Annotated in this window: 21 protein-coding genes; all 21 read left to right on the top strand. The window is 34.4% G+C overall.

Features of this window, described 5'->3' with window-relative positions; translation table 11 throughout:
• Positions 1 to 14: 14 nt before the first annotated feature.
• The 21 genes from rpmJ (at position 15) to H8909_RS05990 (ending at position 14,861) form a co-directional block, all read left to right on the top strand.
• Complete coding sequence (gene rpmJ, locus H8909_RS06090) at positions 15 to 128, top strand: 50S ribosomal protein L36 (RefSeq protein WP_006505646.1); 114 nt, start codon at positions 15 to 17, stop codon at positions 126 to 128.
• A 25-nt stretch (positions 129 to 153) separates the two neighbouring features.
• On the top strand, positions 154 to 519 hold the full coding sequence (gene rpsM / locus H8909_RS06085; protein ID WP_022425041.1) for a 30S ribosomal protein S13: 366 nt from the start codon (positions 154 to 156) through the stop codon (positions 517 to 519).
• A 15-nt stretch (positions 520 to 534) separates the two neighbouring features.
• Complete coding sequence (gene rpsK, locus H8909_RS06080; RefSeq protein WP_006505648.1) at positions 535 to 924, top strand: 30S ribosomal protein S11; 390 nt, start codon at positions 535 to 537, stop codon at positions 922 to 924.
• Between the two features lie 53 nt (positions 925 to 977).
• Complete coding sequence (locus H8909_RS06075; RefSeq protein WP_022425040.1) at positions 978 to 1,922, top strand: DNA-directed RNA polymerase subunit alpha; 945 nt, start codon at positions 978 to 980, stop codon at positions 1,920 to 1,922.
• Between the two features lie 21 nt (positions 1,923 to 1,943).
• Positions 1,944 to 2,306: a 50S ribosomal protein L17 gene (gene rplQ / locus H8909_RS06070; RefSeq protein ID WP_006505650.1), complete on the top strand. Its 363-nt coding sequence runs from the start codon at positions 1,944 to 1,946 to the stop codon at positions 2,304 to 2,306.
• Between the two features lie 183 nt (positions 2,307 to 2,489).
• Complete coding sequence (locus H8909_RS06065; protein WP_187012195.1) at positions 2,490 to 2,840, top strand: hypothetical protein; 351 nt, start codon at positions 2,490 to 2,492, stop codon at positions 2,838 to 2,840.
• A gap of 14 nt (positions 2,841 to 2,854) precedes the next feature.
• A complete protein-coding gene (locus H8909_RS06060; protein WP_230310135.1) occupies positions 2,855 to 3,199 on the top strand; it encodes a hypothetical protein in 345 nt (114 codons plus the stop codon).
• A 167-nt stretch (positions 3,200 to 3,366) separates the two neighbouring features.
• Positions 3,367 to 3,891: a hypothetical protein gene (locus H8909_RS06055; RefSeq protein WP_187012193.1), complete on the top strand. Its 525-nt coding sequence runs from the start codon at positions 3,367 to 3,369 to the stop codon at positions 3,889 to 3,891.
• A 61-nt stretch (positions 3,892 to 3,952) separates the two neighbouring features.
• Positions 3,953 to 4,831 carry a MurR/RpiR family transcriptional regulator gene (locus H8909_RS06050; RefSeq protein WP_187012192.1) on the top strand — a complete coding sequence of 293 codons (879 nt, stop codon included), beginning with the start codon at positions 3,953 to 3,955 and terminating at the stop codon, positions 4,829 to 4,831.
• Positions 4,832 to 4,871: 40 nt separating this feature from the next.
• A complete protein-coding gene (locus H8909_RS06045) occupies positions 4,872 to 5,702 on the top strand; it encodes an energy-coupling factor transporter ATPase (RefSeq protein WP_129981975.1) in 831 nt (276 codons plus the stop codon).
• A complete protein-coding gene (locus H8909_RS06040) occupies positions 5,678 to 6,529 on the top strand; it encodes an energy-coupling factor transporter ATPase (RefSeq protein WP_117458147.1) in 852 nt (283 codons plus the stop codon). Before H8909_RS06045 ends, H8909_RS06040 begins: the two co-directional genes overlap by 25 nt.
• Complete coding sequence (locus H8909_RS06035) at positions 6,522 to 7,322, top strand: energy-coupling factor transporter transmembrane component T family protein (RefSeq protein ID WP_187012191.1); 801 nt, start codon at positions 6,522 to 6,524, stop codon at positions 7,320 to 7,322. The genes H8909_RS06040 and H8909_RS06035 overlap by 8 nt, the downstream gene beginning before the upstream one ends.
• Positions 7,319 to 8,056 carry a tRNA pseudouridine(38-40) synthase TruA gene (gene truA, locus H8909_RS06030; RefSeq protein WP_187012190.1) on the top strand — a complete coding sequence of 246 codons (738 nt, stop codon included), beginning with the start codon at positions 7,319 to 7,321 and terminating at the stop codon, positions 8,054 to 8,056. Before H8909_RS06035 ends, truA begins: the two co-directional genes overlap by 4 nt.
• Positions 8,040 to 8,918, top strand: a complete 879-nt coding sequence (locus H8909_RS06025; protein WP_187012189.1) for a PHP domain-containing protein — start codon at positions 8,040 to 8,042, stop codon at positions 8,916 to 8,918. The genes truA and H8909_RS06025 overlap by 17 nt, the downstream gene beginning before the upstream one ends.
• A gap of 217 nt (positions 8,919 to 9,135) precedes the next feature.
• Positions 9,136 to 9,570 (top strand): 50S ribosomal protein L13, encoded by a 435-nt coding sequence (gene rplM, locus H8909_RS06020; protein WP_006505660.1) that lies wholly within the window; start codon positions 9,136 to 9,138, stop codon positions 9,568 to 9,570.
• A gap of 12 nt (positions 9,571 to 9,582) precedes the next feature.
• Positions 9,583 to 9,975, top strand: coding sequence for a 30S ribosomal protein S9 (rpsI, locus tag H8909_RS06015; protein WP_006505661.1), 393 nt, complete (start codon positions 9,583 to 9,585; stop codon positions 9,973 to 9,975).
• Between the two features lie 216 nt (positions 9,976 to 10,191).
• Entirely contained in the window at positions 10,192 to 10,938 is a 747-nt protein-coding gene (locus H8909_RS06010; RefSeq protein ID WP_187012188.1) for a TSUP family transporter, read from the top strand.
• A 189-nt stretch (positions 10,939 to 11,127) separates the two neighbouring features.
• Positions 11,128 to 11,559, top strand: a complete 432-nt coding sequence (locus H8909_RS06005; protein WP_187012187.1) for a hypothetical protein — start codon at positions 11,128 to 11,130, stop codon at positions 11,557 to 11,559.
• A gap of 366 nt (positions 11,560 to 11,925) precedes the next feature.
• The gene (locus H8909_RS06000) at positions 11,926 to 12,456 is read left to right on the top strand and encodes a GNAT family N-acetyltransferase (RefSeq protein WP_230310134.1); all 531 of its coding nucleotides are present in this window, start codon (positions 11,926 to 11,928) and stop codon (positions 12,454 to 12,456) included.
• Between the two features lie 26 nt (positions 12,457 to 12,482).
• Positions 12,483 to 13,337, top strand: coding sequence for a MurR/RpiR family transcriptional regulator (locus H8909_RS05995; protein WP_238928238.1), 855 nt, complete (start codon positions 12,483 to 12,485; stop codon positions 13,335 to 13,337).
• A gap of 123 nt (positions 13,338 to 13,460) precedes the next feature.
• Positions 13,461 to 14,861, top strand: coding sequence for a 6-phospho-beta-glucosidase (locus H8909_RS05990; protein ID WP_187012184.1), 1,401 nt, complete (start codon positions 13,461 to 13,463; stop codon positions 14,859 to 14,861).
• The last annotated feature ends 417 nt before the right edge of the window (positions 14,862 to 15,278 follow it).

Here is a 15,278-nt window from a genome sequence, read left to right as displayed (position 1 = left end):
GAGGCAGACACAAGATGAAAGTAAGACCATCTGTAAAACCAATCTGCGACAAGTGCAGAGTAATCAAGCGTAAGGGTAGAGTAATGGTAATCTGTGAAAACCCAAAGCATAAACAGAGACAAGGTTAATTATTTTTAGGAGGAACAATAGACAATGGCTCGTATAGCTGGTATTGATATCCCACGCGATAAGCGTGTGGTAGTTTCTTTAACTTATATCTATGGTATTGGTCCAACAACAGCTAAGAAAATCTTAGCAGCTGCTGGCGTTTCTGAAGATGTTAGAGTAAAGGATCTTACAGAAGAAGAAGAAACAAAAATTCGTAAAGAAGTTGAACATATTAAAACTGAAGGTGACCTTCGTAGAGAAACTCAGTTAAACATTAAGAGATTAATGGAAATTGGTTGCTACAGAGGGCTTCGCCATCGTAAAGGACTTCCAGTACGTGGACAGAGAACTAAGACTAACGCTAGAACGCGTAAAGGTAAAGCTACTCCAATTGCTGGAAAGAAGAAGTAGTAGGAGGCAGAACAAATGGCAAAACAAGTTGTACGTGGTAAAAAACGTGTAAAGAAGAATATAGCAAAAGGTATTGCTCATGTTCATTCAACATTCAACAATACAATCGTAACAGTTGCTGATGAACACGGTAACGTTATTAGCTGGTCAAGCGCTGGTGCTCTTGGATTCAAAGGTTCAAGAAAATCTACTCCATATGCTGCTCAGATGGCTGCTGAAGCTGCTGCAAAGGCATCTATGGATCATGGTATGAAATCTGTTGAAGTATGTGTAAAAGGTCCTGGTCCAGGACGTGAAGCTGCTGTTAGAGCTCTTTCAGCTGCTGGTTTAGAAGTAACTGCAATCACTGACGTTACTCCAATCCCACATAACGGATGTCGTCCACCAAAACGTCCTCGTGGATAATTTGATTTATATTACATTTATATAAAATAAATATCTCAAAGAGGAGGGAAACAATGCAAAAGTTTGAAAAAGCAAATTTCACTGTTGATACATACAATGAAGATGAAAATTATGGTAAGTTTATCATCGAACCTTTAGAAAGAGGTTTTGGTACTACTTTAGGTAACTCTTTAAGAAGAGTATTATTATCATCTATGCCAGGGGCTGCAGTATTTGCAGTAAAAATCAATGGCGCTATTCATGAATTCTCAGCAGTTGATGGTGTCTTAGAAGATGTTACAGCTATTATCTTAAATATTAAGAAATTAGTATTTGAATTAGATTCTGATGAAGATGTAACAATGGTTATTGATGTCACTGGTCCAGCTACTGTAACTGGTGCAGACATTCAATGTCCTTCTGAAGTTAAGATGATTTCTAATGATTTAGTAATTGCTCATGTTGCTGAAGGTCAGCATTTCTATATGGAAATGTATGCTCATAAAGATAGAGGTTACATGAGTGCAGATCAGAATAAGAAGTTCGTTAACAGTGTTGACGTAATTCCTACTGATTCTATCTTCTCTCCTGTTGTTAATGTAGCATATTTAGTTGAACCAACTCGTGTTGGTCAGTCAGCAAAGTATGATCAGTTAACTATGGAGATTACAACTGATGGTTCAATTAAACCTCATGAAGTTCTTGCAATTGCTGCAAAAGTATTAGTTGAACATTTAAATATGTTCGTTGAATTAACTGATCAGGCAATGAATATGGACGTTATGAGTGAAGTACAGCAAGATACAGGTAACAAGGTTCTTGATATGACTATTGAAGAACTTGACCTTTCTGTACGTTCATACAACTGCTTAAAGAGAGCAGGAATTCAGACTGTTCAAGAATTAGCTTCTAAGACTGAAGACGATATGATTAAGGTTCGTAACCTTGGTAAGAAGTCTTTAAAAGAAGTTAAAGAAAAATTAAATGAATTAGGTCTTGGTTTTAAACCAATGGACTAAGTTTGTGGAAGGAGTACACTAATGGCAAACAATAGAAAATTAGGCCGTGTATCTAGTCATAGAAAAGCTATGTTACGTAACTTAGCTACTGATGTCATCATGCATGGTAAGATTGAAACAACTGCTACTCGTGCTAAAGAAGTACGTAAAGTCGTTGATAAATTAATCACTCTTGGTATTAGAGGAGATCTTCATGCTAGAAGACAGGCTGCTGCTATTCTTCAGAATGTAGTAGATCCAGCAACTGGAAAGACAGCTGTACAGGTTCTATTTGATGATGTTGCACCTAAGTTCAAAGGTAAGAACGGTGGTTATACTAGAGTTATCAAAACTTATAACCGTAAAGGTGACAATGCCCCAATGGCAATCATCGGATTATTCTAATCACAAAACCCCTATGGTTTCATAGGGGTTTTTATTTTCCTCTATTTTGTAAATGGTATTCACAAAATCATAAAATGTAAGTGCTTCTCTTTGTCAACTAGGTTTAAAGTAGTTTTTAAATCATTGTTTATGAGTAAATATAAGACTATGATGAACTCGTAAAGAAAAGAGGAGGAAGCAATTATGAATATAGATGTTAAAAAGATTTTAGATCAGGCAAAGGACTCATATGATCGTTATTTCAAGGATGCACCAAAATTACCAGAAAACCATGGACAGGATGTAGTCTTTGATAAAGAAAAGATGAAGGAAATCATCAATAAAAAAGTAAATCAGCTTGAAGGACATGTTAATAACTTAAATACACTTAAGAAAGAACTTGAAGGTGAATCTGCAATGGTTCTTAATAACACATTCTCTAAAGATAAAGAAGAATATACTAAGACAACTGTTAACCAGATGCTTAAAGATTATGAAGAAGAAAGAAAAAGAATTGATGATTTAGAAAAGAAGCTTGATGAAATCAAGAAATAATGGAGGAAATAATTATGAACACTAACAAAATTATTGAAAAAGCAAAAGAATCTTATGATCGTTACTTTAAAGATGCACCAGTTTTCCCAGAAAATCATGAACAAGATGTAGTTTGTAATGCAGAAGAAATCGAAAAAATCATTGATAAAAAGAAAGCTCAGTTGGATGGCCACGTAGAAAACCTTAATGCATTAAAGAAAGAAATCGAAGTTACAGCAACTGATAAATTAAATAAGACATTTACTGATGATGCTGCTGAATATGCAAAGAAAGCTGTTAATCAGATGTTGGCTGATTATGAAGAAGAAACTAACAGAATTGCAGATTTAAAGAAAAAATTAGCTGCTCTTAAGAAATAATACCAGATGAATTCTGGTATTTTTTCATACTCAAAATTCATTCACACAATTTTACATTGTAAGGGAATTCATTTGTATACGTTGTTTACAATTAAAAAAATGATGTTGTCATCTAGTAAATTCTTGATTATGATACAACTGTAATCGGAAAGGAGGGAGTCACTAGTATGAAATCAAACATAAAAAGCCTTCAGCAAGCTTCTTATACATATTCCACTGACCCTCGACAAGTCAGCAAAAAGCGTCCAAAACCTTCAGTAAATCAAACTCCCACTTCCGATCACTATAATATATCTTTGCATATATTATCCACTCAGTTGAAGTGTGATGACAAAGATGAGCTTTATAAGAAGGCTATTAGTAAAGCAAAAGATTCATTCAATCGTTATTTTAATGATCAGAAACATTTAAAAGACATTGATAAGAATAACGATATACTTATCAATGTAGAAAAACTAGAGAAAACATATGATAAAAAGAAGAATCAATTAATAGGTCATATGGAAAATCTAGAAGCAATAAAAAAAGAACTAAATGAACGTGCTAAAAACAGCATAGGACATTACTTCTCAAAAGAAAAAAATCAATACTATATGGATGAAGTCGATCATCTTTATTCTAGCTATCAAGAAGAACAAAGACGACTAAAAGAATTTAAACAAAAGATAGATGACTTAAAGAAAACAGCCTAAAAGCTGTTTTCTTTGCGTTTTAGGCCTCTTTTCACTATAATGAGCGATAGAGGTGAAAACTATGATCATTCATCAAATTGAACAAACACATTTCAGTGATTCTGAAGCACTCATTGTCCAATTTATTTTAAATAAAGGTATGGATATCAAAAATATGACTACTAAAGAGATTGCTGAAGCAACTTTTACTAGCCCTTCACTATTAATACGTATCGCAAAGAAAATGGGTTATGATGGCTGGAATCAATTCAAAAAAGCATTTTTAGAAGAATTAGAGTACATGTATGCATCTCAGGATATTGATGCATCTATTCCTTTTCTTATAAGTGATGATATTTCTGTTATATCAAATAATATATTTAAGCTACATGAAGAGACAATAGAAGATACAAAACACTTGATGAAACATGATGATCTCATGAATGCTTTAAAACTCTTAAGAGATGCCAAGTATATTGATATATATACAAGACCTAATAAACAACATTTGGCTCAATCTTTTGCCCAGAAGATGTATTCTATTCAAGAACGTGTCGATACCGTTATGATATCTGGTAATGACCTAGTTCAAGCATCCATGAGTGGTCCTGAACACTGTGCCATTATTATCTCTTATTCTGGTGAAACAACACATATAATCCATCTTGCGAAGAAACTAAAAAGTAAACATACACCAATTATTGCGATTACAAGTATTTCTAAAAGTACACTTGTTAAATTATCAGATGTGAGCTTAAGAATCTCATCAAGAGAAATGTTGAATACTAAGATTGGTGATTTTGCATCCACTGAATCTATTACCTGTATATTAGATATTCTTTATAGCTGTTATTTCTCACTTAACTATAAAGAAAATCTTAACTATAAACTCAGTATTGCCGGGGAAATAGATGATCAGTACTCAGAATATGAATATATTGATGAAACAAAAATAAAATGATACACTTAGAACACGTGTTTTAATAATTAGGAGGCTAACTATGGCAAATGCGGTAGACATAAATAATCTAAGTTTTGAGTACGAAGAAGGTGCCAAAACAATTGATCAAATTTCTTTTTCAGTACCTAAAGGCAGCTATACAGTTGTATTAGGTCATAATGGTTCTGGTAAAAGTACGATTGCGAAATTAATTATTGGTTTACTTGAACCAAAAACAGGTGATATCACTGTAGATGGTATCCACTTAGATGAAGAACATCTCTATGATGTTAGAGAAAAGGTAGGTATTGTATTCCAAAATCCTGATAACCAGTTTATTGGTTCAACAGTCAGAGATGATATTGCCTTTGGTTTAGAGAACCTATGTGTTCCTACAGAAGATATGGAAGATATCATTCAGACATATGCGAAAAAAGTCAACATGACTGAATTCCTAGATCATGAACCTACAAAACTTTCAGGAGGACAGAAGCAGCGTGTCGCCATTGCAGGAATCCTTGCAATGCATCCATCTATTATTATTTTAGATGAAGCCACAAGTATGCTTGATCCTCGCGGTAAGATTGAAATCAACAATCTTGTTCATGAACTCAATCAAACACAGAATATGACTATTCTCTCTATTACTCATGATATAGAAGAAGCAGCTCTTTCAGATCATGTCATATTATTAGATAATGGTCATATTATTGATGAAGGAACTCCTGAAAAAGTATTAACACAAAAGGAAGAGTTAGAACGTATTGGCTTAGATGTACCATTTGCATATAAGATTTCTAAAAAACTTCATGATTCAGGCTATCCAATTAAACCAATCATAAATAAAGAAAAGCTGGTGAAAGAATTATGTCAATTGAATTTAAAAAAGTAAATTATATATATGGAGAAAACACTCCATTTTCATATATTGCCTTAAAGGATGTCTCTTTAAAAATCCCTCAGGGTTCCTTTACAGCTCTTATTGGTCATACTGGAAGTGGTAAATCTACTCTCATCCAGCATATCAATGCCTTGCTTTTACCATCTAATGGTGAAGTAGATATTGATGAATTTGTGATTCGTGCTGGAGAAAAACCAGAAGTTTTAAAACCATTAAGAAAAAAAGCTGGTTTAGTTTTCCAGTTTCCAGAATATCAGTTGTTTGAAGAAACAATCGAGAAAGATATTATCTTTGGTCCCACTAACTTCGGTATGTCTGAAGAAGAGGCGAAAGAACGTGCAGGTAAGGTATTAAAGCTTGTTGGCTTAGATGAATCATATCTTGAAAGATCACCATTTGAATTATCAGGTGGACAAAAAAGAAGAGTAGCCATTGCTGGAATACTTGCTATGGAACCAGATATTCTTGTCTTAGATGAACCAACAGCAGGTTTAGATCCACAAGGTGCTAAAGAAATGTTGGAATTATTTAAGAAGTTCCAAGAAAGTGGTAAGACAGTTATCATGGTCTCTCATGATATGAACCATGTATTACAATATTGTGATCATGTAGTAGTCATGAATCATGGTGAAGTTGAACGATATTGCGATGTAGATGAACTCTTTAGTGAAAGAGACTATCTTGAATCAATGAGTATTGATTTACCTGTTATTACTGATTTCATTCAAGAACTTAATATGGGTGGTTTCCATATCAACCCATCTATTAAAGATATAGATGAATTAGTTAACGCAATAGGAGGAGAATACAATGGATAGCATGATCATAGGACGTTATCTTCCTCTTAACTCTTTTATACATAAAAGAGACCCACGTTTAAAAATAGGTCTTCTTTTATTATTCTTAATTGCTGTATTTTTTGATGCAGGTTTTATTGGTTATGGTATTTTATCTGCCTATGTCATTTTATGTCTTCTTTTATCTAAGATTTCATTCAAGGATGTTATGAAGGCTATGAAGCCAATGATCTTCATGATGGCTTTTCTTGCCTTATTCAATCTCTTATTCTTACAGACTGGTTCTGTTGTATGTACTCTAGGACCTGTTAAAATCTATTCTGGAGCCCTAAAACAGACAGCCTATATTCTTATACGTTTAGTCTTAATTATCTCTATGACAACTCTTCTAACAGCTTGTACAAAGCCATTAGACTTAACACTAGGTCTAGAAAAACTCTTTGGACCACTTAAGAAGGTTGGTTTTCCAACTCATGAAATTGCGATGATGATCTCTATCGCTTTACGATTCATTCCTACATTATTAGAAGAAACACAAAGAATCATGAAAGCACAGGCCTCTAGAGGTGTAGACTTCCAGGAAGGCACATTTAAAGAGAAGGTTTCTGCCATTGTCTCTTTAATTATTCCATTATTTATCTCTGCCTTTATGCGTGCAGATGATCTCGCAAATGCTATGGAAAGTAGAAACTATAACCCAGAAGCAACAAGAACACGTTACCATCAGGTAAAGTGGGATTTAGGTGATACACTTTCTCTCATCTTTTCACTTATTGTTGTAACAGGTGTTGTAGTATTGAGCTTTATACTATGAGAATAAAATGTTTAGTGACTTATGATGGTACACACTTCTATGGCTGGCAGATCCAGCCAGATAAACGTACAGTACAAGAAGAAATACAAAAAGCCATTTATAAGATCACTCATGAAGAAGTCACAATTCACTCATCAGGAAGAACAGATGCAGGTGTCCATGCAGTAGGGCAGGTATTTCATTTTGATATCAATAAAGAAATACCTGAAAAGCAATGGATCCGTGCCTTAAACAATTTCCTTCCTGATGATATCTATATTAAGGATTCATTCATAGTTGATGAATCTTTTCATGCACGCTATAGTGCAAAAAAGAAAGAATATCGTTATCTTGTTTCTACAAAACCTTATAACCCAATAGAGAGACTCTATGTCTATCAGCACAATCGTCCATTAGATATAGAGGCTATGAGGGAGTGTGCAAAGATTTTTTTAGGAGAACATGATTTTGCCTCATTTTGTGTCTTTAATGGTTTAGGAGATACAATCCGTGTTATAGAAACAATTGATATACAAGAAGAAGATGGTATTGTCACAATGAGATTTGTAGGAAATGGATTCCGTCGCTATATGGTCCGTTTAATCTCTGGTGCACTTATTCAAGTAGGATCCCATTGGCGTACAAAAGAATTTGTAGAAGACTTGCTTAACTCTAAAGGAAAGAAAAAATGTTTATTTAAGGCCAAACCAGAAGGTCTTTACTTACAGGAAGTGTATTATGAAGAAGATGATTAACTATCATACCCACACATATCGCTGTGGACATGCAGTAGGAAATGAATATGAAATGATAGAAGCAGCATTACATGAAGGCTATCAAGAAATAGGCATGAGCTGTCATATCGCTTTACCTCATTACCGTTCTCATCTTCTTCATTCACTTCCTTCAATTCGTTCTATTCAAGGTCTCAAATCATGTATAGGTGCTTTTTTAAGAAATGGTCCTAAGATGCGTATGCCTTATGATGAAAAAGAAGATTATCTAGATGCGCTTAACAACTGTCAGAAGCATTTCCACTATATCAAGATATATAAGGGATTTGAGGCAGAATACTTTAAAGACTACCTAGATTACTATCAGAACTTATTAAGCTCTGGAGAAGTCGATTATTTGATTCTAGGACATCATTTCCATAAACATAGCATCCATGACTGTTACTATGGAAGGAAGAACCTTACAAAAAAAGATTTACTAAATTATGTAGAAGAATTAGAAAAAGCAATGGATACAGGACTATTCACTTACATTGCCCATCCAGATCTCTTTTTAATGGGATATGGAAAAATAGACGATGTCAGCAAAGAAGTCATCTTACGTATATGTAAGAAGGCAAAAGCTACAAACACCCCTCTAGAACTTAATGCAGGAGGCGTACGTAAAGGTGAAGTGAATATGAATGGGAAGGATGTTTATCCTTATGCTAATGCCTATTTCTTTCAGATTGCCTCTATGATAGGCAATGATATTATTCTTGGATTAGATGCTCATTCACCTGAACAACTCAGCTGTGAGATGTATCATTACCTAGAAAAACTAGCTAAAGAATACCATCTTCATGTTCTTGATCACATCGAATTCAAGAAAGGAAAACAATAGAAAAATTCAAGAGAATTTTTCCTTTAATCATTGACAAAAGTGCGAGTGTTGCTATAATAAGATTGTTCTGTTCAAGGGGTATTACACCTTGATACAAGAATGCATGAGTTTGTTTGTTCAGGAAACAGTCTGACCCTTATCAACGGACAATACGTTTCCCTGGATAAAATCATTTTAAAAAGACCCCGGTAAGGTTATTTTAAAAGGAGAAAAAAGAATGAGACAAACAACAATGGCTAAAGAAGCCACAATTGAAAGAAAATGGTATGTTGTAGATGCAACTGGTCTTACATTAGGTCGTTTAGCATCTCAGGTTGCTACAGTATTAAGAGGTAAGAACAAGCCTACTTATACTCCACATGTAGACACTGGTGACTATGTAGTTATCATCAATGCAGAAAAAGTAGTAATGACAGGTAAGAAGTTAGACAAGGTGAAGTACTATCACCATTCTGGATTCTTAGGTGGTTTAAAAGTTAAAACTGCTAGACAGTTCCAGGAACAGAATCCAACTGGATTCGTAGAAACTGCCATCAAAGGTATGCTTCCACACAACACTCTTGGCAGACAGCAGGCTAAGAAATTATTTGTTTATGCTGGTAGTGAACATCCACATGCTGCTCAGAAACCAGTAGAATTAAAGTTAAAGTAGGAGGAAGAATAAATGGCAAACGTACAGTACAGAGGAACAGGTCGTAGAAAATCTTCAGTAGCTCGTGTTATCTTAACACCAGGTACTGGTAAATGCGAAATCAACGGTAAGGCTGCTAAGGAATACCTTCCTTCAGACGTATTATTAATGATCGTTGACCAGCCATTAGAATTAACTGGTACAAAGGATAAGTTCGATGTAAAAGTTAATGTTAATGGTGGAGGTATCTCAGGTCAGGCTGGTGCTATCCGTCATGGTATCGCAAGAGCTTTACTTGAAGCTGGTTCTGATTACAGACCAACATTAAAGGCAGCTGGCTTATTAACTCGTGATTCAAGAGTTAAAGAACGTAAGAAATACGGTCTTAAAAAAGCAAGACGTGCTCCACAGTTCTCAAAGAGATAATATTATTTATCACTTATTACAAGAGACATTCAAGAACTCCCTTTTGGGAGTTTTTGTTTTACCTTAAAATAGAGTTTTGAACTTTGCCAGACACTGTCTAACAAAACATATTAAATGTTTCTCAGATAAAAAGGTAGTTTACATCTCTTTCCTAAATCGCTACAATAGAGAATCGAGGTATTCACCTCTTATATCTTATGTAAAGGAAAAGGGAAAATGGGGATTTATTTCATTGTATGTCCGTTAGTATTTCTAGCGGGCTTTGTAGATTCAATTGCAGGTGGGGGAGGTCTGATTTCACTTCCAGCCTATATGTTTGCAGGAATACCAGTACACGCCGCAATTGCGACAAATAAGCTATCATCTTCAACAGGCACTGTTGTATCGACTGCAAGACTTATTAAGAATAAGAAAGTAGATTGGGGATTTGTACCAGGAACAGTCATTGGCGCACTCATTGGTTCTGTCGCAGGTGCAAATCTTACACTCATTATGAGTGATTCAATTTTAAAGATGGTATTAGTTGTTCTTTTACCAGTTGTCGCAATCTGTGTATTAAAAGATAAGAATATGGATGTAGAAGTTCCAGTGGGAATGACAAAGACTAAACAATATTTGATTGCGATTGTATGCTCATTTGTGATTGGCTGCTATGATGGATTCTATGGTCCAGGAACAGGTACATTCTTATTACTTGTATTTACTAAGTTTGCGAAGATGCCAATAGACAAGGCGACAGGAAATGTAAAGGTAGTAAATCTATCTTCAAACATTTCAGCATTAGTCACATTTATCTTAGCAGGTAAGATTCTATGGGGATTAGGACTTGCTGCTTCATGTTTTAGTATTGCAGGACATTATGTAGGTGCTGGAATGGTTGTGAATAACGGTTCTAAGATTATTAAACCATTAATTCCAATTGTATTAGTATTATTAATGATTAAAGTTGTATCAGGAATATAGTATTAAAAGGACTGAACCCAATAATGGATTCAGTCCTTAATATATGTTTTCTTATTGAGCATTTTTTACTTTAAAAGAAAAACACTTAAATGCAAGATTACAGTTCATCAAGGATAGGCAGCACTTTGGTAGGAAGTCAACCAACAGACAGAAGGCAAAAACAATTATGATAAACGTCATTTCTTAGATGTGGAACATCCTGATGTTGATTTTAAATGCATCAAAGCCAAAGACATTCAACGCAATCCTGAACTTAAGAAAAAATACCGACCATATCAAGAACAGTGTCGGAATGCTTTTATTCAAGCAGGATATGACCCTGAAATAACGGCAAGTGTATATGATGGTTTTATCTCAAATATCGACCTGGAATGGTTATTCAATTGTGTTTGTACATTCTTTAAACCGGATGTCAATCCTATCGCCTATGAATACATGGAACATTCATTTGGCTGTTTTGACCCTGATAACGATGATAGGATCTTACCGACAATATGGCGCAGTCGTTTCGACATCATCGGTGACGGTGAACAGTGTGATCAACTTGAAAACTTAATCGAAAACTGTAATTTAACAAATGATAACCTTGCACTCATCCTGCAGACATTAAAATTAAAATAATGCTCTGCATATTCATCATCTGTTAAACGTGTAAAAAATGTGATACATGGTATTTTTTTTCTATGCGAAACCAGTAGAGAATCCCTCTCTTCATATGCATAAATATAATGTCACGTACTATATTGACCGTTTCATAAGATGATGTGCTTATTTCTAAGCGACGATTGTAAAGTAATCAATTTTAAAATTTAATCTTAACGTAATCTTTAACTAGAATCCATTTTTGAAAATCAGTAATCTTTTAAAAGAAAATACTGATTATCAGACACAAAATTGTTTTCACAAATAGTGCTAAGTAGATTGTTTAAGGCTTTATAATTTTTTGAGAATATTATAAAATATGATAAATAATAAGGAGGAGCAATGATGATTACTATTAGAATCGCAACAGTAGAGGATGCAGAGTCTATCCAGAAGATTTATGCACCTTATGTCCTTAATACAACTATCACATTTGAATTAGAACCACCGACAGTCAAAGAAATGGCAGATCGTATCAGTCATACTTTAGAAAAATATCCATATCTAGTCGCAGTAGAAGAGGGAGAAGTGATAGGATATGCCTATGCAGGGACATTGTATGATCGTCGCGCCTATGATCATTCTGCAGAATTATCTATTTATATCGATGATAAAAAGCGTCATAAAGGAATAGGTCATCTTCTTTATAATGCTTTGATTAACTATCTTACAAGAATGAATATTACGAATCTTTATGGATGTATCACTTATCCAAATGATGCAAGTATCGCTTTTCATGAAAAATACGGTTTTAAAGAAGCTGCTCATTTCCATGAATGTGGCTATAAGTTTGATCAGTGGCTAGATGTAGTTTATCTAGAAAAGAGATTAGATAAAACGACTGAGCCCTTCATACCTTTTAAAGAACTATGTTAATAAGAGAATCATTAGAAAAATGTCCAATGAATCCTAATGAAAAAAGATTAGGACAGTACTTGATAGATCAGGGCATACAACTAGAAAATGCGACTGTAAGAACAGTCGCAAAGGAAGTATTTTTAGCCCCATCGTCAGTTGTCCGTTTTGTTCAGAAATTAGGATTTGAAGGATTCAATGATTTCAAAAAACAATATTTAGAAGAAATACGATACTTATCCACACACTTTCAGAAAATAGATAGTAATAGACCATTCTCCCAAAATGATAAGAATATAGTGATTGCGAATAAAGTAGGATTACTTTATGATGAAACGTTGCAGGATACGATTTCTTTACTCAATCATGATACACTTCAGGAAGCTATCAATCGTATTGAAAAGAAGGAACATATTGCGATTGTCGTATCAGGTGCCCAGAAGGGAATTGCGTATACCTTTAAAGAAAAGATGATGAAAATTGGTAAGAAGGTAGATATTTTTGATAGCATGGATGAAGCTTTTTATGAAGCATGTTATTGTACCAGCAATACATTATTTATTCTCATCAGCTATTCTGGTGAAACATCAAAATGTCTTTTTATCTGTCATAAATTAATTGAAAGAAAACTGTCTTTTATTACTATTACAACTTATGGGACTAACTCTCTTTCTAGTCAGTCAGACTGCTGTTTATATGTATCCACAAGAGAAAAATTAATTAATAATTTAGGTGCATTCTCTTTTAATCTTTCTTTACTTTATTTATTTGATGTTCTTTATTCAGGTTATTTTAATACAAGCTATGATGAACATTTAGAAAATAAAACAGTGACTTCTATGGAATGTGAAAACATATTTACAGACCATGGCAGAAAAACAGATAACCCAATCATCAAATAGAACAGTGTTCCTTAAAAACCTTAGAAATAAGGAACAAAAAGAGAACATTGTTGTTTTCGCTTACATTTTACTGTTTTCTTTATTTCTTTTACGTATAATGAGGTTGTCAAAGGAGGACGCAGCATGAATAAAGAAGGCGTAAAAATCGTTACTATTGGTGGAGGCAGCAGCTATACACCAGAATTAATGGAAGGGTTCATCAAGAGATATGATGAATTACCAATCAGAGAAATCTGGCTATGTGATATCGAAGAGGGTAAAGAAAAACTTGAAATCGTAGGAAAAATGGCACAGAGAATGTGGGATGCATCTCCTTATGATGTAAAAGTACATCTTACATTAGACCGTAGAGAAGCATTACCAGGAGCTGACTTCGTTACTACACAGTTCAGAGTAGGTTTATTAAATGCACGTATCAAGGATGAAAGAATTCCATTCTCTTATGGAATGTTAGGACAGGAAACAAATGGTGCGGGAGGAATGTTTAAGGCATTACGTACTATTCCAGTTATCTTAAGCATTGTAGAAGATATGAAGGAATTATGTCCTGATGCATGGTTAATCAACTTCACTAACCCAAGTGGAATGGTTACTGAATCAGTTATGAAATATGGTAAGTGGGATAAGGTTATTGGTTTATGTAACGTACCAGTAGGTGCTATGATGGATGAACCAAAAACAATCGGAAAAACATTGGATCAGTTAACTTATAAGTTTGCAGGTTTAAACCATTTCCATTGGCATAAAGTATTTGATGAACATGGTCATGAAGTGACTAAAGACATCATCAATGCAATGTATGAAGGTAAAGATATGGGTATCCCAGCTAATATTCATGATATCCCATTCTTTAAAGAACAGTTATTACGTATGAATATGATTCCTTGTGGATATCATAGATATTACTATCGTGAAGAAGAAATGTTAGCACACGGTTTAAAGGAATACAATGATCCAAATGTTGGAACAAGAGGTCAGCAGGTACAGCAGACTGAACATGAATTATTTGAATTATATAAGGATCCTAACCTAGATCATAAGCCAGAACAGCTTGCAAAACGTGGTGGTGCACATTACAGTGATGCAGCTTGTGAAACAATTGCATCTATTTATGCAAATAAGTTAAGTCATATCGTTGTAACTACTAAAAATAATGGTGCAGTACCTGATCTTCCAGTTGATTGTGCAGTAGAAGTATCTTCTTATATTGGAAGTACTGGTGCACGTCCAATCGCTTTTGGTCCATTAGAACCAGCAGAAAGAGGATGGGTACAGTGCATGAAGAACATGGAATTATGTGTTGAAGAAGCTGCTGTAACAGGTGATTATGGAACTCTATTACAGGCTTTCATAATCAACCCACAGATTGTAGCTGGTACTAAAGCGAAACGTATTATGGATGAATTATTAATCGCCCATAAGAAATACCTTCCTCAGTTTGCGGATACTATTGCAAGACTTGAAGAAGAAGGCGTAACTATCAAAGATGATGTTGCAAGAGAATTAACTGAAAAAGGATTATAATATGCTTAACAGGCTCTTATGAGCCCAATGGCATCAACTTAAGGATTTAAACATCCAAAAAGTTGATGCTTTTTTTAGTTTCGTAGAATAATATGAGGTTTCATTTGTGTTTGGATTTCTACCTCAAAAAAAAGCGCATAGACCCCCATAAAAAATCAGCCCATTTTTAAAAATTGTGTGTTAGAATATACTTGTATATTCTTAACTACGGGGCAACGGTCATGAGAGCAGACTGGTAACGTCTGTACTTTGGATTGTTCCTTCCATCAAGTCTGAAGCGATATGATGGCGGACTTTTCATGATTTTCTCCATTTCCCCGCGCCTTTGTTGCGCGGACACAAATATATAACCAAACTCAAATCCCCCAAAACTCTAGTGTGCATCTCGATATAATAGTATAATCAAAGAGAGGTGGT

It is taken from the genome of Catenibacterium faecis, from assembly GCF_014306455.1.
Lineage (GTDB): Bacteria > Bacillota_I > Bacilli_A > Erysipelotrichales > Coprobacillaceae > Catenibacterium > Catenibacterium mitsuoka_A.
The sequence above is the reverse complement of the archived record's forward strand: the minus strand, read 5'-3'. Positions and strand labels throughout refer to the sequence as shown.